At 65.5% G+C, this 17,058-nt stretch carries 16 protein-coding genes; 7 read left to right on the top strand and 9 right to left on the bottom strand.

Annotated elements, in window-relative coordinates; translation table 11 throughout:
* Positions 1-26 precede the first annotated feature (26 nt).
* The 6 genes from gabT to AC3QL2_RS02480 form a co-directional block, all read right to left on the bottom strand.
* A complete protein-coding gene (gene gabT / locus AC3QL2_RS02505; protein WP_493233719.1) occupies positions 27-1,331 on the bottom strand; it encodes a 4-aminobutyrate--2-oxoglutarate transaminase in 1,305 nt (434 codons plus the stop codon).
* Between the two features lie 54 nt (positions 1,332-1,385).
* Positions 1,386-2,855: an NAD-dependent succinate-semialdehyde dehydrogenase gene (locus AC3QL2_RS02500; RefSeq protein ID WP_493233718.1), complete on the bottom strand. Its 1,470-nt coding sequence runs from the start codon at positions 2,853-2,855 to the stop codon at positions 1,386-1,388.
* Positions 2,856-2,929: 74 nt separating this feature from the next.
* Positions 2,930-3,757, bottom strand: a complete 828-nt coding sequence (locus tag AC3QL2_RS02495; protein ID WP_493233716.1) for an ABC transporter permease — start codon at positions 3,755-3,757, stop codon at positions 2,930-2,932.
* A 146-nt stretch (positions 3,758-3,903) separates the two neighbouring features.
* Positions 3,904-5,190, bottom strand: coding sequence for an ABC transporter permease (locus tag AC3QL2_RS02490; RefSeq protein WP_493233714.1), 1,287 nt, complete (start codon positions 5,188-5,190; stop codon positions 3,904-3,906).
* Between the two features lie 108 nt (positions 5,191-5,298).
* Positions 5,299-6,333: an ABC transporter substrate-binding protein gene (locus AC3QL2_RS02485; protein ID WP_493233712.1), complete on the bottom strand. Its 1,035-nt coding sequence runs from the start codon at positions 6,331-6,333 to the stop codon at positions 5,299-5,301.
* Positions 6,334-6,396: 63 nt separating this feature from the next.
* Positions 6,397-7,515, bottom strand: a complete 1,119-nt coding sequence (locus AC3QL2_RS02480) for an ABC transporter ATP-binding protein (protein WP_493233710.1) — start codon at positions 7,513-7,515, stop codon at positions 6,397-6,399.
* Positions 7,516-7,780: 265 nt separating this feature from the next.
* On the opposite strand from AC3QL2_RS02480, the gene pdxR reads away from it, so the two are divergent.
* Positions 7,781-9,271, top strand: a complete 1,491-nt coding sequence (gene pdxR, locus AC3QL2_RS02475; protein WP_493233709.1) for a MocR-like pyridoxine biosynthesis transcription factor PdxR — start codon at positions 7,781-7,783, stop codon at positions 9,269-9,271.
* A 76-nt stretch (positions 9,272-9,347) separates the two neighbouring features.
* On the opposite strand, the gene aceB is transcribed toward pdxR, so the two are convergent.
* Positions 9,348-10,946, bottom strand: a complete 1,599-nt coding sequence (gene aceB / locus AC3QL2_RS02470) for a malate synthase A (protein ID WP_493233707.1) — start codon at positions 10,944-10,946, stop codon at positions 9,348-9,350.
* A gap of 40 nt (positions 10,947-10,986) precedes the next feature.
* Complete coding sequence (locus AC3QL2_RS02465; RefSeq protein ID WP_493233705.1) at positions 10,987-11,679, bottom strand: haloacid dehalogenase type II; 693 nt, start codon at positions 11,677-11,679, stop codon at positions 10,987-10,989.
* A 186-nt stretch (positions 11,680-11,865) separates the two neighbouring features.
* Between AC3QL2_RS02465 and AC3QL2_RS02460 the strand changes: the two genes are divergently transcribed.
* Positions 11,866-12,774, top strand: coding sequence for a LysR family transcriptional regulator (locus AC3QL2_RS02460; RefSeq protein ID WP_493233703.1), 909 nt, complete (start codon positions 11,866-11,868; stop codon positions 12,772-12,774).
* On the opposite strand, the gene AC3QL2_RS02455 is transcribed toward AC3QL2_RS02460, so the two are convergent.
* Positions 12,753-13,223 carry a hypothetical protein gene (locus tag AC3QL2_RS02455; protein WP_493233702.1) on the bottom strand — a complete coding sequence of 157 codons (471 nt, stop codon included), beginning with the start codon at positions 13,221-13,223 and terminating at the stop codon, positions 12,753-12,755. The genes AC3QL2_RS02460 and AC3QL2_RS02455 overlap by 22 nt on opposite strands.
* Before the next feature lie 412 nt (positions 13,224-13,635).
* On the opposite strand from AC3QL2_RS02455, the gene AC3QL2_RS02450 reads away from it, so the two are divergent.
* From AC3QL2_RS02450 to AC3QL2_RS02430, 5 genes are read left to right on the top strand one after another with little or no spacing between them, the layout of a single operon-like run.
* Positions 13,636-14,073 carry a type IV pilin protein gene (locus AC3QL2_RS02450; protein ID WP_493233700.1) on the top strand — a complete coding sequence of 146 codons (438 nt, stop codon included), beginning with the start codon at positions 13,636-13,638 and terminating at the stop codon, positions 14,071-14,073.
* A complete protein-coding gene (locus tag AC3QL2_RS02445) occupies positions 14,067-14,687 on the top strand; it encodes a GspH/FimT family pseudopilin (RefSeq protein WP_493233698.1) in 621 nt (206 codons plus the stop codon). Before AC3QL2_RS02450 ends, AC3QL2_RS02445 begins: the two co-directional genes overlap by 7 nt.
* 14 nt (positions 14,688-14,701) lie before the next feature.
* The gene (locus tag AC3QL2_RS02440; protein WP_493233696.1) at positions 14,702-15,136 is read left to right on the top strand and encodes a hypothetical protein; all 435 of its coding nucleotides are present in this window, start codon (positions 14,702-14,704) and stop codon (positions 15,134-15,136) included.
* 9 nt (positions 15,137-15,145) lie between these two features.
* On the top strand, positions 15,146-16,393 hold the full coding sequence (locus AC3QL2_RS02435) for a PilW family protein (protein ID WP_493233695.1): 1,248 nt from the start codon (positions 15,146-15,148) through the stop codon (positions 16,391-16,393).
* Positions 16,394-16,401: 8 nt separating this feature from the next.
* A complete protein-coding gene (locus AC3QL2_RS02430) occupies positions 16,402-17,040 on the top strand; it encodes a hypothetical protein (protein ID WP_493233694.1) in 639 nt (212 codons plus the stop codon).
* Positions 17,041-17,058 lie beyond the last annotated feature (18 nt).

Below are 17,058 nucleotides of genomic sequence, written 5' to 3'. Positions count from 1 at the left end.
GGACGGGGACTGCGGCGGGAGGGCGTTTAGCCCTGGGCGGCGAGGACCGCGCGCAGACTGGCTTCAAGCACGTCGAAGCCTTCTTCGAGCAGCGCGTCGTCGAGGGTCAGCGGCGTCATCAGGCGGATCACGTTGCCGTAGCTGCCGCAGGACAGCAGCAGGAGCTGGCGCTTGAAGGCTTCGGCGACCAGGGCCTTGGTGATCTCCGGAGCCGGGCGGGTGCGCTCGGCGTCATGGAAGAACTCGATCGCCACCATCGCGCCGAGGCCGCGCACGTCGCCGATGCACGGCGCCCAGCTGGCCATGTCGCGCAGGCGGGCCTGCATGCGCTCACCGATCTGCACGGCGCGCTCGCACAGCTTCTCTTCTTCCACTGCGTCGAGCACGGCCAGCGCGGCGGCGCAGGCCAGCGGGCTGCCGGAATAGGTGCCGCCGAGGCCGCCGGGGGAGACGGCGTCCATCACTTCGGCGCGGCCGATGATGGCGGAGATCGGGAAGCCGCCGCCGAGGCCCTTGGCCATGGTGATGATGTCCGGCTGCACGCCGCTGTGCTCGATGGCGAAGACCTTGCCGGTGCGTGCCATGCCGGTCTGGATCTCGTCGGCGATGATCAGGATGCCGTGCTTGTCGGCCAGCGCGCGCAGGCGCTGCAGGAACTCGGTGGGCACCGGGTAGTAGCCGCCTTCGCCCTGCACCGGCTCGATGATGAAGGCCGCCACGCGGGCCGGCTCGATGTCGTTCTTGAACAGCAGCTCGATGCCGTGGATGGCTTCGTCGATGCTGGTGCCGTGCAGCTCGCAGGGGAAGGGGGCGTGGTAGATCTCGGCCGGGAAGGGGCCCATGCGCAGCTTGTACGGATCGACCTTGCCGGTCAGCCCGAGGGTCATGCAGGTGCGGCCGTGGAAGGCGCCGTTGAAGGCGATGATGCCGGGCCGGCCGGTGTAGGCACGGGCCACCTTGACGGCGTTCTCGACGGCTTCGGCGCCGGTGCTCATGAAGAAGCTCTTGGCCGGGCCGGCCACCGGGGCGAGGGCGTTGAGGCGCTCGGCGAGGGTCACGTAGCCGTCATAGGCGACGACCTGGAAGCAGGTGTGGGTGAAGGCTTCCATCTGGGCGGCGGCGGCTTCGACGACCTTCGGGTGGCAGTGGCCGGTGTTGACCACCGCGATGCCGGCCACGAAGTCGATGAAGCGGCGGCCTTCCACGTCCCACAGCTCGGCGCCCTTGGCGCGGCTGACGAACAGGGAGTGGGCCTGGCCCACGCCACGGGGCAGGGCGGCGGAGCGGCGGGCCATCATGTGGGCGTTTTGTTGTTGAAGCGCTTGGTTCATTGCTGTTCTCCGTATGAAGGTCTGAATGTCTTGATGGAAAGGGGCTTGAGGGGATCAGCTGTCGAGGCCGCCGAGGGCCACGTACTTGATCTCCAGGTAGTCATCGAGGCCGTGGCTGGAGCCTTCGCGGCCGAGGCCGGAGGACTTGACGCCGCCGAAGGGGGCGACCTCGGTGGAGATGAGGCCGGTGTTGACGCCGACCATGCCGTACTCGAGCGCCTCGGAAACCCGCCAGATGCGGCCGATGTCGCGGCTGTAGAGGTAGGAGGCGAGGCCGAACTCGGTGTCGTTGGCCATGCGGATGGCGTCGGCTTCGGTGACGAAACGGAACAGCGGGGCCATCGGGCCGAAGGTCTCCTCGCGGGCCACGGCCATGTCGGTAGTGATGCCGGTCAGCACGGTGGGTTCGAAGAAGCTGCCGCCGAGGGCGTGGCGCTTGCCACCGGTGAGGACGCTGGCGCCCTTGGCCAGCGCGTCGGCGACGTGGCGCTCGACCTTCTGGACCGCCGCTTCGTTGATCAGAGGGCCCTGGGTGGTGCCGGGCTCCAGGCCGTCGCCGACCTTGAGGGCCTTGACCGCCTCGGCGAGCTTGGCAGCGAAGGCGTCGTACACGCCGTCCTGTACCAGCAGGCGGTTGGCGCACACGCAGGTCTGGCCGGCGTTGCGGTACTTGGAGGCGAGAGCGCCCTGCACGGCGGCGTCCAGGTCGGCGTCGTCGAAGACGATGAAGGGGGCATTGCCGCCCAGTTCCAGCGACAGCTTCTTGATTGACGGTGCGCACTGGGCCATCAGGCGGGCGCCGACGGCGGTGGAGCCGGTGAAGGACAGCTTGCGCACGATGGGGTTGGCGCACAGCTCGGCGCCGATGTCGGCGGAGCTGGCCACGTCGCCGGTGACCACGTTGAAGACGCCCTTGGGGATGCCGGCGCGCTCGGCCAGCACGGCCAGTGCAAGGGCCGAGTAGGGGGTCTGCGGGGCCGGCTTGAGGACCATCGTGCAGCCGGCGGCGAGGGCCGCGCCGGCCTTGCGGGTGATCATCGCGGCGGGGAAGTTCCACGGCGTGACGGCGGCGCATACGCCGACCGGCTCTTTGGTGACGATCAGGCGGCGGTCGGGGAAGGGCGACGGGATGGTCTCGCCGTAGGCGCGCTTGCCTTCCTCGGCAAACCATTCCAGGTAGGAGGCGGCGTAGGCCACTTCGCCGCGGGCCTCGGCGAGGGGCTTGCCCTGCTCGCAGGTCATGATGACGGCCAGGTCTTCCTGGTTTTCCAGCAGCAGTTCGAACCAGGCGCGCAGCAGTTTGCCGCGCTGGGCGGCGGGCAGGCGGCGCCAGGCCGGCAGGGCGGCGTTGGCGGCGTCGATGGCGCGGCGGGTTTCCGCCGTGCCCATCACCGGCACGGGGCCCAGGCTGGCGCCGCTGGCCGGGTTGAGGATCTCGCTGGTGGCGCCGTTGTCGGCCCCGCACCACTCGCCGTTGATGAAGGCGGCATGGCGAAGAAGGGTGGAATCACAGATTTTGGGCATGAGAAGGGCTCTCCCGACACGAGTGGGATAAAAAAGCGGAGGTGGATCAGGGGTTTAGGTTTTTAGCGCAATGCTCAGCGCGATTTACCGGTGCGCAGCTTTTCGGAGCGCTGGCGTAGCCATTCGAGGGTCAGCAGCATGAGGGTGGAAAGTACGATCAGGATCGTCGCCACCGCGGCAATGGCCGGGCTGATGTTCTCGCGGATGCCGGCGAACATCTGGCGCGGCAGCGTGGCCTGGCCGGGGCTGGCGAGGAAGAGCGTGACCACCACTTCGTCGAAGGAGGTGGCGAAGGCGAACAACCCGCCGGAGACGATTCCCGGCGCGACCAGCGGCAGGGTGACCCGGAAGAAGGTCAGCACCGGGTTGGCGCCCAGGCTGGCGGCGGCGCGCACCAGGTTGTAGTCGAAGCCCTGCAGGGTGGCGGTGACGGTGGTGATGACGAAGGGCACGCCGAGGGCGGCATGGGCGAGGATCAGCCCGGTGTAGCTGCCGGCCAGGCCGAGGGGGGCGAAGGACAGATACACCGCGACGCCGACGATGACTACCGGCACCACCATCGGCGAGATGAGGATGGCCGTGAGCAGCGCCTTGCCGGGGAAGTCGCTGCGCACCAGGCCGATGGAGGCCAGCGTGCCGAGGACTACCGCCAGCAGTGTGGCAGCCGGGGAGACGATCAGGCTGTTGAGCAGCGCGTTGCGCCACACCTCGGAGCCGATGATCTCCTCGTACCAGCGCAGGGAGGCGCCGGCCATCGGGTACATCAGGAAGGAGTCCGAGTTGAAGGACAGCGGCACGATGACCAGGATCGGCAGGATCAGGAACAGCAGGATCAGGCCGGCGATGACCCGGTGGGCGTAGAACCAGGTCCGTTCGAGGGGCGAGGCGTAGGCTTGCAACATGGGTTTTTCCTCTCAGTTATCCCTAGCGCTGTGCGCTAGTCGTCAGGCACGGGCCTGAGGCCGGCCGCGCACGGCCGCTCCGAAGCGGCCGGCCTGCCCCCCAGTGGGGGGAGACGCCGCAGGCGTATCGGGGGGCGTCCTTCATCTCAGCGGGCCTTGGCCGCGTTGCGGCCCTGGCCGGCGTAGCGGGAATAGACGACGTAGAGCAGCAGGGTGGCGCCGAGCAGCACGGTGGATAGCGCCGCGGCCATGCCCCAGTTGATCGTCTCGTTGGTGTAGAAGGCGATGAAGTAGCTGGCCATCTGCTCCTGCGGGCCGCCGAGCAGGGCGGGGGTGATGTAGTAGCCCATCGACAGGATGAAGACCAGCAGGGAACCGGCGAACACGCCCGGCAGGGTCTGCGGGAAGTACACCTTCCAGAAGCTCTGGAACGGCGGGCAGCCGAGGGATTGGGCGGCGCGCAGGTAGATCGGCGAGATGCCTTTCATCACCGAGTACAGCGGCAGGATCATGAAGGGCAGCAGGATGTGGGTCATGGCGATGTACACCCCGATGCGGTTGAACACCAGCTGCAGGGGCTCGTCGATGAGGCCGAGGGCCTGCAGGGCCTGATTGACCAGGCCGCCGGACTGCAGCAGCACGATCCACGAGGCGACGCGCACCAGGATGGAGGTCCAGAAGGGCAGCAGCACCAGGATCATCAGCAGGTTGCTGCTGCGGGTGGGCAGGCTGGTGAGCAGGTAGGCCAGCGGGAAGCCGAGGACCAGGCAGCACAGGGTGACCACCAGGCTCATCCAGAAGGTGCGGCCGAGGACGTCCAGGTAGATGGCCTGGTCTTCGGTGGCGGCGACGATGGCGCCGTCGGCATCCACCACGTGGTCGAGGGCGGCCAGCAGGTAGTAGCTGGTGTAGGGCTGGCCGGCGCGGGCCATCACCTGCCAGGTGCGGGTTTCGCTCCAGCGCGGGTCGATGGCGGCGAGGCCTTCCTGCGGGTTGCTGCCGTCGGGCAGCGGCAGGCTGCGGGCGGTCTTCATGATCAGGCTGCGGTAGCCGGTCATCTCGGTGTTGAGGCGCTTGGCGGCGGAGGCCAGTTCGGTGCTGCCACGGGCGCCTTCCATTTCCTTCACGAAGACGGCGAGGGCCGAGGCCGGCGGCAGGCCCTGGCCGTTCCAGTGCTCCAGCGCGGCGGCGGTGGCGGGCAGGCCGCCGACCACTTCGGGGTTGTCCACGCTGCGCTTGAGCAGCGCACCGATCGGCCACAGGAAGGTCAGCAGCAGGAACACGGCGAGGGGGGCGATCAGCGCCAGGTGCAGCAGCTTCTTGCGCCGCTCGGCCCGCTGCAGGCGGGTCTTGAGGGGCAGAGTCCGTTCGGCGGGCGCGGCGGCAGCGTCGGGAGCGCTCAGGGTGGTGGCGGTCATGGGGGCTTCATCCATGGTGGTCGTCGGGGCCGGAGCCCGGTCGGGTGACGCCCGGCCAAGATCCAGGGCAGGGGAGGGGGAGGCGCTGCTCGGGGACATGGCGGGCGTCATTCGGCGGTCTGTTTACTTGGCGGCCCAGCTGTTGAAGCGCTGTTCCAGCTCTTCGCCGTGCTCGACCCAGAACTGGGTGTTACTGGGCAGCGCGCTGGCGATGTTGGCGGCCGAGGTGGGCAGCTCGGCGGCGATCTGCGCCGGCATGCCCTTGGCGGCCTTCAGGTTGGTCGGGCCGTAGGGGATTTCGCCGGAGAAGACTTGCTGGTTCTCGGCCTTGCTGGAGAACTGCAGGTACTTGTAGGCCAGGTCGCGGTTGGGGGCGCCCTTCGGAATGGCGTAGGACTCTACGTCGTAGATGTTGCCGCCCCATACCATCTTGAGGTTCTTGCCTTCCTTCTGGGCGGTGGCGATGCGGCCGTTGTAGGCGGAGCTCATCACCACGTCGCCGGCGGCGAGCATCTGCGGCGGCTGGGCGCCGGCTTCCCACCACTGGATGGAGCCCTTGATCTGGTCGAGCTTCTTGAAGGCGCGGTCGACGCCCTCCTTGCTGGCGAGCAGCTTGTAGACCTGGTCGGGCTTCACGCCGTCGGCGAGCAGGGCTATTTCGAGGGTGAACTTGGCGCCCTTGCGCATGCCGCGCTTGCCGGGGAATTTCTTCAGGTCCCAGAAATCGGCCCAGCTGGTGGGGGCGGCCTTCAGCTTGTCGGCATTGTAGGCGAGCAGCGTGGACCACACGAAGAAGCCGATGCCGCAGTCGGTGACGGCCTTGCCGATGAATTCGTCCTTGCCGCCGATCTTGCTGTAGTCGAGCTTCTCGTACAGGCCTTCCTCGCAGCCGCGGGCCAGCTCGGGGGATTCGACCTCCACCACGTCCCAGGTGACCTTGCGGGCTTCGACCATGGCCTTCACGCGGGCCTGCTCGCCGTTGTATTCGCCGGGCAGGATCTTGTTGCCGCTGCTCTTCATGAAGGGCTGGTAGAAGGCCTTGTCCTGGGCCTTCTGGTTGGTGCCGCCGAAGGAGATCAGGGTCAGTTCGCTGGCCATGGCGCTGCTACAGGACAGGATGCCGCAGACGGCGAGGGCGATGGTTTTGAGGGCATGCATGGTGGTGGTTCTCCGGGTGAGGGATGGCGTGGATTGGGAGGAACGAAGGGTGCAGCGGATTCGTCAGGCGCTCGGCGTGGGGGCCAGGGCGCGCAGGTGGGCGGCCGGGATGCCGACCTCGATGGGTTGTTCGGGGCGCAGCTCATGGCTCAGTTGGGAGATCGGCGCCTTGACCATCAGGCTGGATTGGTTGCCGAGGTCGAGCTGCACGCGGACGTGGTCGCCCTGGTAGATGAGTTCCTTCACCTTGGCGCTGAAGCGGTTCTCGCAGCCGGCGGAGGCGCCGTTGAGGACGATGCGCTCGGGGCGCACCGAGACCACCGCGCTGCTGCCCACGGCGCCCACGTCGGCGGCCCGGGCCTGGACCACTGCGCCGCTCGGCAGGCGGATCGCGCAGGCGTCGCCGTTACGTTCGAGCAAAGTGCCCTGGAAGGTGTTGCTCTCGCCGATGAAGCCGGCGACGAAGGCGTTGGCCGGTTCCTCGTAAAGGCATTCGGCGCTGTCGATCTGCTGGATCTCGCCGCGGTCGAAGACGGCGATGCGGTCGGACATGGTCAGCGCTTCGCCCTGGTCGTGGGTGACGAAGACGAAGGTGATGCCGAGGCTGTCGTGAAGGTGCTTGATCTCGATCTGCATGTGCTCGCGCAGTTGCTTGTCGAGGGCGCCGAGGGGCTCGTCCATCAGCACCAGTTCGGGTTCGAAGACCAGTGCGCGGGCCAGCGCGATGCGCTGCTGCTGGCCGCCGGAGAGCTGCTGCGGGTAGCGGTTGCCGAAGGCTTCGAGGCGCACCATGGCGAGGGCGCGCTTGACCTTGGCGTCGATGTCGGCGGCCGGCAGCTTGCGCACGCTGAGGGGGAAGCGCAGGTTCTCGGCCACCGTCATGTGCGGAAACAGTGCGTAGTTCTGGAACACCATGCCGATGTTGCGGCGATGCGGGGGCACCTTGTTGATGACCGTGCCGCCGACGCGGATCTCACCGGAGGTCGGCGTCTCGAAGCCGGCCAGCATCATCAGGCAGGTGGTCTTGCCGGAGCCGGAGGGGCCGAGCAGGGTGAGGAATTCGCCGCGGCGGATCTCCAGGTTGAGATCGCGGACGATGAGGGTTTCACCGTCGTAGGTCTTCTGGACGCGGGTGAAGGTGACGTGGGCTTCCTGCCCGGTACTGCCGGATTGTGCGGCCATTGGGTATTCCTCCAGGGTGCGGTTCACAGCGGGGCCGGATAGGTTGGCGCCGTTTGTTGCGAGTTCGTTAAGGCCATAGTAGGGTGCGAAAGCGGTTCTGTAGAGAGCCACTTTTTACGCACTGGAAGGAACCACTTTGCGGGAACCTTTCCATTCGGGGCCGGTGGACCTGTCTGCCGGCCGGCGCGTATTGCGCTGCAGAACGGCGCTGCCGCTGCTCCGAAACCCCTGACTGACGCAAGATTGACGCCACTTTTGCCCTGCCATGGATAACCGTCTGATCGTCGAATTGCTGCAGCAGCACCTGGCCCGCCAGCCGGAAGGGCTGATGCTGCGCATCCGCACTTTTCTGGCCTTGCGCCAGGCTATTCTCGATGGGCAGCTGCCCCCCGGCACCCGTCTGCCGGGCACCCGTTCCCTGTCCCGGGATCTGGGCATGGGCCGCAATACGGTGCTTCGGGCCTACGAGCAACTGTTCGCCGAGGGCTATATCGAGGGTCTGATCGGCGACGGTTCCTACGTGTCGGAGGCGTTGCAGCGGGTCGGCCGCCATCCGCCGCCGAAGCGGCTGGTCGGGACGCGGCGGGAGGGCTTGTCGCGGCGCGGCGGGGAGATCGCGGCGGCGAGCAGCAGCAGCCGGATCCAGCGCGGAGCCTTCATGCCGGGGGTGCCGGACACCGAGAGCTTCCCGTTCGCGATCTGGCGGCGCCTGCTCAGCAAATACTTCCAGCCGGCCCAGTCGCACCTGCTGCAGTACGCCCACGGCGGCTACGGCCCGCTCAAGGTGGCTCTCGCCGAGTACCTGCACGTGACGCGGATGATGAAGTGCTCGCCACGCCAGATCCTGATCCTCAACGGTTCCCACCAGGCGGTGGACCTGTGCGCACGGATGCTCACCGACCACGGCGACCGGGCCTGGATCGAGGAGCCGGGCTACTGGGGCTCGCGCAACGTGCTGCGCGCGGCGGGGCTCGACGTGCGGGCGATTCCCCTCGACGCGGGCGGCATCGCACCGACTCCCGAGGATTGGGAGGCGCCGCCGCGCATCATGTGCCTGTCGCCGTCGAGCCAGTACCCGACCGGCGTGGTGTTGTCGCTGGAGCGGCGTCTGGAGGTGCTGGAGCAGGCCGAACGCTGCGGGGCGTGGATCATCGAGGACGACTACGACAACGAACTGCGCTACCACAACCAGCCGCTAGCGTCCCTGTTCGGCCTGTCGCGCACCCAGCGGGTGATCTATGTGGGCACCCTGAGCAAGGTGATGTTCCCCGGCCTGCGCCTGTCCTACATGGTGGTGCCGGAGGATCTGGTCGATGCGTTCTCGATCGGCAACGCGGAGCTGTTCCGCGAGGGGCGGATGGTCGATCAGGCGGCGCTGGCGGAGTTCATCGATTCAGGCCATTTCACCGCCCACATCAAGCGCATGCGCGGTATCTACCGCACGCGTCGGGACATCCTGCTCGATGAGCTCGGCACGCGGCTGGGCAACAGCGTGCGGGTCTCCGGCGGGCATGCCGGGCTGCAGCTGGTGTACCTGTTCGATGCGCCGGTGGACGACGCGGCACTGGCTGCCGATGCGCTGGCCGACGGCGTGGTGGTGCGGCCCCTGTCGCTCTACTACATGGACCGTAGCCGCAGCGAACCAGGGCTCAACCTGGGCTTTGCAGCAGTGCCGGACGAGCTGATCCGCCCGGCGGCGATCAAGCTGGCACGGGTGGTGGAGAACCACCTGGACAAGGCCGCCCGGCGCGGCTGAGCGGCCTGCCGCCGGGCGGGTAGACGAAAAAACGGCACCCGCAGGTGCCGTTTTCGTAACGAAGCGCAGGCTCCGTTTATTCCATCGCCTCGTACAGCGGCAGGGTCAGGAATTCCGGGTATTCCGGGGTCAGCGACATCTTGTCGAAGATCTCGGCGGCTTGATCGTAGGTGGCGGTGTCCTCGCCCTGGGCGGTGACGGTGGCCTTCACCTTGGCCAGTTCCTCGGCGATCATCGGGCGGACCAGCTCTTCGGTGACCTTGCGGCCGTCGTCGAGAATGCCCTTCGGGCTGACCACCCACTGCCACACCTGGGAGCGGGAGATTTCGGCGGTGGCGGCGTCTTCCATCAGGTTGTGGATGGGCACGCAGCCGTTACCAGCCAGCCAGGAGCCGAGGTAGTGGATGCCGACGTTGATGTTGTTGCGCAGGCCGGTTTCGGTGATCGGGGTGGTGGGACGGAAGTCCAGCCACTGGGCCGGGCCGAAGGAGCCTTCGACCTGCTTCTCGAACTGGTTCGGCTTGTCGCCCAGCACCTTGACGAACTCTTCCATAGCGATGGAGACGAGGCCCGGGTGAGCCACCCAGCCGCCGTCGAAGCCGTCGTTGGCGTCGCGGGTCTTGTCGTGGCGGATACCGGCCAGCGCCTTTTCGTTGGCTTCCGGATCACCCTTGATCGGGATCAGCGCCGACATGCCGCCCATGGCCGGCGCGCCGCGCTTGTGGCAGGCCTGCACCAGGGCCAGCGCGTAGGAGCGCATGAAGGGTACTTCCATCGTGATGGCGCCGCGTTGGGCCAGGCAGAAGTCCTTGTTCTTCTTGAACTTCTTGATGCAGGAGAAGATGTAGTCCCAGCGCCCGGCGTTGAGGCCGGCGGAGTGGTTGCGCAGTTCGTACAGGATTTCTTCCATCTCGAAGGTGGCGAGGATGGTTTCGACCAGCACGGTAGCCTTGATGGTGCCCTGGGGCACGCCACAATGGTCCTGGGCCATCACGAAGATGTCGTTCCACAGGCGGGCTTCCAGGTGGCTTTCCATCTTCGGCAGGTAGAAGAAGGGGCCGGCACCGCGGGCGATCTGTTCCTTGGCGTTGTGGAAGAAGACCAGGGCGAAGTCGAAGATGCCACCGCCGACGCGTTGGCCGTCAACGGTCACGTGCTTCTCGTCCAGGTGCCAGCCACGCGGACGGATCTGCAGCGTGGCGATCTTGTCGTTGAGCTTGTATTCCTTGCCGGCTTCGTTCTTGAAGGACAGTTCGCGGCGGATGGCCTTGTAGAGGTTCACCTGGCCCTGGAGCTGGTTGTCCCAGTTCGGGGAGTTGGAGTCCTCGAAGTCGGTCATGTAGGAGTCAGCGCCGGAGTTGAAGGCGTTGATGATCATCTTGGCCTCGACCGGGCCGGTGATCTCGACGCGACGGCACTGCAGCGCGGCGGGCACCGGGGCGACCTTCCAGTCGCCTTCGCGGATGTGCTTGGTTTCCGGCAGGAAGTCGGGCATTTCACCGGCGTCGATGCGGGCCTGGCGCTCGACACGGGCCTTCAGCAGTTCCTGGCGGCGGCCTTCGAAAGCGCGGTGCAGCTTGGCGACCAGCTCGAGGGCTTCCGGGGTGAGGATGGTTTCGTAGCCCGGACGAATCGGGGCATTGATCTGCATGCCGGCGGGGAGGGTGAGGCTCATGATGACTCCTGGTTGAGAAGTTGAAAAAACTTGAAGTTGCTCAGGCACGGTGGCGCGCCACGTAATCGACGACATCGGTCAGCAAGCGGCCCTGGACCGTGGGGGTGACGTCCAGTTGCTCAAGGGGCTGGCCGCTGCGGTTGATCCAGAATGTGGTATAGCCGAACCAGGTGGCGCCGGCTGCATCCCAGCCGTTGGACGACACGAACAGGATGCGCTCGGCGGCGCAGCCGAAGGCCTGCGGAGCCAGCGCGTAGGCGTCGGCGGCGGTCTTGTACTTGCGCACCGCATCCACCGACAGCACGTGCTCGAAGAGGCCGTGCATGCCGGCGCTCTTGACGGCGACCTGCAGCATCTCCGGCGTGCCGTTGGACAGGATGGCGGTGGGGACGCCGGCTTCCTTGAGGGTGCGCAGCGCGCCCAGGTTCTCCGGAAACGGCGACAGGCAGGCGTACTGGTTCATCAGCTGAGTGCGACGCTGGGCGTCGAGCTCCAGCCCGAGCTTGGCGGCGGCGTACTGCAGGCCGTCCTGGGTGATGTCCCAGAAGGGCTTGTAGCGGCCGGACAGGGTGCGGATGAAGCTGTATTCGATCTGCTTGATGCGCCACAGCTCGGCGAGGGCGGCGCCCTTGCCCGGGTAGAGCTGCTCGGCCAGCAGGCCCACCGAGTAAACGTCGAAGAGCGTGCCGAAGGCATCGAATGCAACAGCCTGGATTCGGGGCGCGTGCGCCATGCTCTTGAGGTCCTTGTCGGTAAAGCGGTTGTTGTTGGTGGTGCTGCGGGGCGCTTCTGCCGGGCTTTTGCCCGCTGGCGCCGCTCGATCAGCGTCTCCTCCACCACGTTGAAGCGAAGTTTATTCAATGACTAAACAAAAAAGAAGCCATAATAAAATCAAATGATTTTTTACTTTTAGTATCAAGTGAGCAGCTTCAAGGAAATCGAAACCTTCGTCAGCGTGGCGACCCGCGGCAGCCTGTCGGCGGCGGCCCGCGCCGAGGGCGTGACGCCGGCGATGATGGGGCGGCGCATCGATGCGCTGGAGGAGCGCCTGGGGGTGAAGCTGCTGGTGCGCACCACCCGCAAGCTGAGTCTTACCTTCGAGGGTAGTGCCTTCCTGGAGGATTGCCAGCGCATCCTCAACGACCTCGCCAATGCGGAGGCGTCGGTGAGCCTGGGTGGCGTGAAGGCCAGCGGACACATCAAGGTGTCGGCACCGGCGGGCTTTGGCCGGCGTCATGTGGCGCCGCTGGTGCGGGATTTCCTGGCCGCCAATCCGGAGGTGACCTGCAGCCTCGATCTCAGCGACCGCCTGGTGGACCTGGTGAACGAAGGCGTCGATTGCGCGATCCGCATCGGCGAGCTGAGCGATTCGAGCTTGGTGTCGGTGCGCCTCGCCGACAACCGGCGGGTCGTCGTGGCGAGCCCGTCCTACCTGGCCCGCAACGGCATTCCGGAAACCCCGGATGAACTGGCCCGTCACGACTGCCTGTCCCTCGATCCGCAGCGGGGCTGGGTGTTTGCCGATCTCGACGCGCCGGGCCGGGCGCGCACCGTCAAGGTGTCGGGGCGTTTCGAGTGCAACGACGGTACGGTGCTGCACGAATGGGCGCTCGGCGGCATCGGCCTGGCCTGGCGTTCCATGTGGGAGGTGGAGAGCGACCTGGCGAACGGAGCCCTGGTGTCGGTGCTCGACGAATGGGCCGCGCCGGCCACCGGCATTTACGCCGTCTTTCCCCAGAACCGTCGCCTGCCGCTGCGGGTGCGGCTGCTCATCGATCATCTGCGCGGGGTGTTCGGCCGGCCGGATTACTGGCGCGCGGGCTGCTGATCGATGCCGGGGAAGTTGCTGTCCCCCTTCACCTGGAACTCGAAGACGATCTGGCTGGGAACCTGCGTACCCAGCACTTCACCGGGCAGGAAGCGCCAGTTGCTGACGATGTCCACGTAGATGCGGGCGGCTTCGCAGAGTGCTTCCTCGCACTCCGGTTGAACCTCTTTCACGAGTCCGTCGGTGCCGACCGACACTTCGAGGCGGAACGAGCCCGCCGGTACGCCCGGCATGCGCGGCCAGCGTTTCTCATCCACGTAGCTGATCAGCTCCGGCGGGCGGGTCAGCTCGGCCATCGGAATGAAGCGGGGCGGAATGTGCTGGGACGCTGCGGGGCCCTGGAGGTGGACTGCTTCGTCGACAGGTGTGGCGTCCGCCGGAGCCGGGGCGGTGGTGGTCGCTGGAAGCGGACCCGGAACTTCGTCGAGAGCCGGGGCGTCCGCGAGCATGGGCTTCGGACCCCTTGTATCGCTTTGGGGGTCGTCCGGCGCGGGCGGAGTGGGTGGCGGTGTGTCGGCCTCCGTTTGGGGCTCCCGATGCACCAGGGTGACGGACAGCGGAACGTCGCGAGCGGAGCGGCCACCCGTCGTCGAGGGCCGATCCCCGCTGGTGGTAAAGGCGGCGAGGGTGAGCAGATGGGCAAGCGTCGACAACGCCAGGGCAAGGCCAAAGCGGCGCGGCGCAGCCGAAGGAGAACCGGCGGAAAGCACAGGGAGTGCAGCCATGAGGGACATTGATTGCACTTTAATGCGGGGCCGGCGCACGTGCCCTTCCGTCTGTCGGTAGCCTCGGACCGCTGGTCGATTCACGCTCGCGTCATGCTTTGCGATATGCCATCGTACGATGAAAGGAGATGGATAGATGAAGCATGAAAAAGGCATGACACTGCTCGAGCTGATGATCGTTGTGGCGATTGTCGGCATCCTCGCTGCCATTGCGGTACCTGCGTATATGGACCACATCATCCGCGGCAAGATCGCGCAGGGGACGGAAGCTTTGTCCGAAGCGAAAGTCCGCATGGAGCAGTATTTCAACTCCAATCGTACCTACGAATCGGCGATGGGCAACACGACCTGTCCGGATCTGTTCAGCGGCCTTTTTGCGGACACGCCGTTCACGGTCAGCATGTCCAGCTGCTCCCAGACGAGCTTCACGATCACGGCGACAGGCTCGTCGGCCAAGGGCATGGATGGCTTTACCTACACCATCAACCAGGCCGGTGAGAAGACCTCCCAGACGCCGTCTGTCGGCGGGGCGCAGTCCTGCTGGCTGATGAGCAAGGCAGTCACATCATGCTGACCCCGGCTGGCCAACGGCTGCAGGCGGGCGCCACGCTGCTGGAACTCATGATCACGGTGACCATTCTAGGAATCTTGATGGCCATCGGGATGCCTTCGTTGAAGGACTGGATCCTGCGCAACTCGGTGACGGTGGGGGCCGAGGGGCTGCAGAACGGGCTGAGGCAGGCAGAGGCAGAGGCCATCCGTCGCAATGCACGGGTCGAGTTCCTGTTGACCAACGACACGCCCTCGGTTGCGGCGATCTCGTCCCTTGCCGCCGCCGGCAATGGCAAGAACTGGGCCGTGCGCGTGCTGGACAGCAGTTTCAAACCGCTCGCCGATACCAAGCTGGCCTATGTAAGCGGGCAGCCGATGTCCGAAGTTTCGCCCGATCTCACGATAACCGGACCGGCCAGCGTGGTCTTCAGCGGAACCGGGCGTGGATCGACGATCGATGGGGTCGGGTTGACCGAATACCAGATCTATCGGGTCAGCAGAAGCGGGGCAGACCGTGCCCTGTGCGTTTTCGTGACGCCGGGGGGGGCCGTGAAAATGTGCGATCCATCCGCTGCATCCGGGACGTCTTATGCCTGTGCGCCGCTCGTGCCGGCAGACAGCTGTCCGCAACCGTAATGGGGAGGCACACCGTGAATAAGCATCTGCGGGGTTATGTCTTGCTTGAAGCCTTGGTGGCGCTGCTGATCTTCTCGCTCGGCGTCCTGGGAATGATCGGCTTTCAGGCCACATCGACAAAGATCGCCACGGACAGCCGCTTTCGCACCGAGGCAGCACTGCTGGCCGACGAGTTGCTGGCAAAGATGACGATGTCCGATATCGCAACGGTCCAGTCGGATTACGCCCAGAAGGGCTCGAAATTCCAGGCCTGGTACAAGGACCGGGTCCTGGGCGGGAGCTATTTGCCCAATGCCACGGTGAGCATCGACTGGACATCTCCCGCTTATACCAAGCAGACCCTGGTGGCGATGGTGACCATCGAATGGACGATGCCCGGCACGACTTCGAAGGATGGCAAGACCAGCGAAGTCAAGGGCTCGTACACCACCAGCACCATGCTTTTCTAGGAAGCGCACATGTATTCGGAAATCGTTTCGCGCCGGTGTCATGCGAGGCGGCAGCTCGGTGTGAGTCTCGTCGAGGTCATGGTCGGGTTGGCCGTCGGCCTTATCGCGTCCTTGGTGGTCTTGAAGTCGTTCAGTGCGAGCGATTCATTCCGCCGAAATCTGGGCGGCACCGCGGACGTGACTCAGGCGGCCGCAATCGTCGGGAGCCGGCTCGAAGTCCTGCTCCAGGAGGCTGGCGCGTCCTTCGTTCAGGGCCGCAATGTGTGGGGCTGCCGGTTGATGGTCAGTCGTGCCAATACGGCAGTGCTGCCGGCTGGGGCTGCCTTTCCCGAGCCCTTTGCGAACTTTCCCCAGACGGTGCGGGTGTTGCCGGTGGGCATCAAGGATGGTGGTGACTCCGGCTCCGATCTGATCGTTGTCATGGCTGGCGGCTCGCCGTCGGCAAATCGGGACATGGCTTATGCGTCGGATGCGAAGGGTACGTTCATGTCCTTCAAGAACACCAATGGCTTCGGTTTGAAGAATGCCGCGCAAAGTGTCGATGACCTTTTCCTGTCCGTGCCCATGGCAGTCGATCAACCGGGCGACTGTCAGATCGTGCAGGCTGCCAGCGATTTTTCAAATGGTGCCGTCGTCAGCGATGCGTCGCTGGGGTTGAAGGTGGTGCCCGCGGCGGCTGCAGTCGTAGCACCGGCGTCCTACACGGTGGTCACGTTGAATGCCGCCGCTTCGTCCTATGGGCTGCTGTCGTCGACGGCGAGTAGCCCGTCGGCTTTCCATCTCGGGCGGGAAGCTAACCCGGTGTTCTCGCTGCTTGGCATCAACGCCAATGGCGAGTTTGTCGAGTATGACCTTCTCAAACGTCGTGGCGTGCAGGCTTTTGGAGAGAACGTCGTCCTGCTCAAGGCGCGTTACGGTCTGGACGATGGCGCCAATGGCGGGTTGGCCAACGACAACATCATCGACGAGTGGGTTTCGCCGGCTACGGCGGGGTGGGATGCGGGCAGCCTGATGGACGGCAAGGCGGCGACCCAGCAGAAGATCGACCAGATCAAGGCGATTCGTATTGGTGTCGTGCTGCGTTCGTCCCGGGCCGGCTCTACGGACGCCAAGACCACCCAGTTGGTGCTGTTCAAGGACCTCGGTGATGACAAGAAAGTGACGCGCGATTTGACGGGGAGCGACCAGTTTTACGTCTATCAGGTGTTCGACTGGGTGGTTCCGTTGCGCAACATGAAATCCATTCCGAAATCCTAGGTGTTGCCATGGCATCGATCCCACGCAATTTCTTTTCTTCCAGGCCATCCCGATCGGGGGGAACCATCCTGGCCATCGTGCTGGTGGTTCTGGTGGTGATGATGCTGGGCGGCGTGGCGCTGCTGCGCTCCGTCGATACTTCCGCACTGTTGTCCGGCAACCTGGCGTTCAAGCGGGATACCGTCAATCGCTCCACTGTCGGCTTGAACGAAGCGTTCAAGGTCATGACGTCCACCAATTTTTCTCTTTTCGCCGATTCGAATACAGGCTGTGCTGCAGGTGCGTGTGCCGACGCAGCCAAATGGCTCGCCATGAATTACTCACCGCGCCTGCTGCAGTCTGACGCGAATGGCATTCCTGCCATTTTGACGGACGCCACCACCTTCGACGCCAAGTTCACGGTCAAGCCAATCGACAAGAAAGACGGCGATGTAGTCCGTTTCCTGATCGAGCGGATGTGTACCGATTTTGGCCCGTCCAACGAGAACATGTGTTCGGTGTCGGACCGTGTGCAGGTGGGGGGCGATACCCGCAATAATCCTCTTGGGGCCGTTTCTTTGCCCCTCTACCGTATTACTGTCCGGAGCGATGGTCCGCGCAATACGCAGACCTATGCCCAGGCAATCGTGACGACGCGCGTGAAATGATGAAGCAGCGAGGAATAC

Source organism: Zoogloea sp. GW822-FHT05C07 (genome assembly GCF_058800215.1).
This window is presented reverse-complemented; position numbering and strand designations above follow the sequence as displayed.

Excerpts from the sequence above, each read along its gene's own strand:
- gabT (WP_493233719.1), bottom strand. The coding sequence starts at position 1,331 with ATGAACCAAGCGCTTCAACAACAAAACGCCCACATGATGGCCCGCCGC.
- AC3QL2_RS02500 (WP_493233718.1), bottom strand. The coding sequence starts at position 2,855 with ATGCCCAAAATCTGTGATTCCACCCTTCTTCGCCATGCCGCCTTCATC.
- AC3QL2_RS02495 (WP_493233716.1), bottom strand. The coding sequence starts at position 3,757 with ATGTTGCAAGCCTACGCCTCGCCCCTCGAACGGACCTGGTTCTACGCC.
- AC3QL2_RS02490 (WP_493233714.1), bottom strand. The coding sequence starts at position 5,190 with ATGGATGAAGCCCCCATGACCGCCACCACCCTGAGCGCTCCCGACGCT.
- AC3QL2_RS02485 (WP_493233712.1), bottom strand. The coding sequence starts at position 6,333 with ATGCATGCCCTCAAAACCATCGCCCTCGCCGTCTGCGGCATCCTGTCC.
- AC3QL2_RS02480 (WP_493233710.1), bottom strand. The coding sequence starts at position 7,515 with ATGGCCGCACAATCCGGCAGTACCGGGCAGGAAGCCCACGTCACCTTC.
- pdxR (WP_493233709.1), top strand. The coding sequence starts at position 7,781 with ATGGATAACCGTCTGATCGTCGAATTGCTGCAGCAGCACCTGGCCCGC.
- aceB (WP_493233707.1), bottom strand. The coding sequence starts at position 10,946 with ATGAGCCTCACCCTCCCCGCCGGCATGCAGATCAATGCCCCGATTCGT.
- AC3QL2_RS02465 (WP_493233705.1), bottom strand. The coding sequence starts at position 11,679 with ATGGCGCACGCGCCCCGAATCCAGGCTGTTGCATTCGATGCCTTCGGC.
- AC3QL2_RS02455 (WP_493233702.1), bottom strand. The coding sequence starts at position 13,223 with ATGCTCGCGGACGCCCCGGCTCTCGACGAAGTTCCGGGTCCGCTTCCA.
- AC3QL2_RS02450 (WP_493233700.1), top strand. The coding sequence starts at position 13,636 with ATGAAGCATGAAAAAGGCATGACACTGCTCGAGCTGATGATCGTTGTG.
- AC3QL2_RS02445 (WP_493233698.1), top strand. The coding sequence starts at position 14,067 with ATGCTGACCCCGGCTGGCCAACGGCTGCAGGCGGGCGCCACGCTGCTG.
- AC3QL2_RS02435 (WP_493233695.1), top strand. The coding sequence starts at position 15,146 with ATGTATTCGGAAATCGTTTCGCGCCGGTGTCATGCGAGGCGGCAGCTC.
- AC3QL2_RS02430 (WP_493233694.1), top strand. The coding sequence starts at position 16,402 with ATGGCATCGATCCCACGCAATTTCTTTTCTTCCAGGCCATCCCGATCG.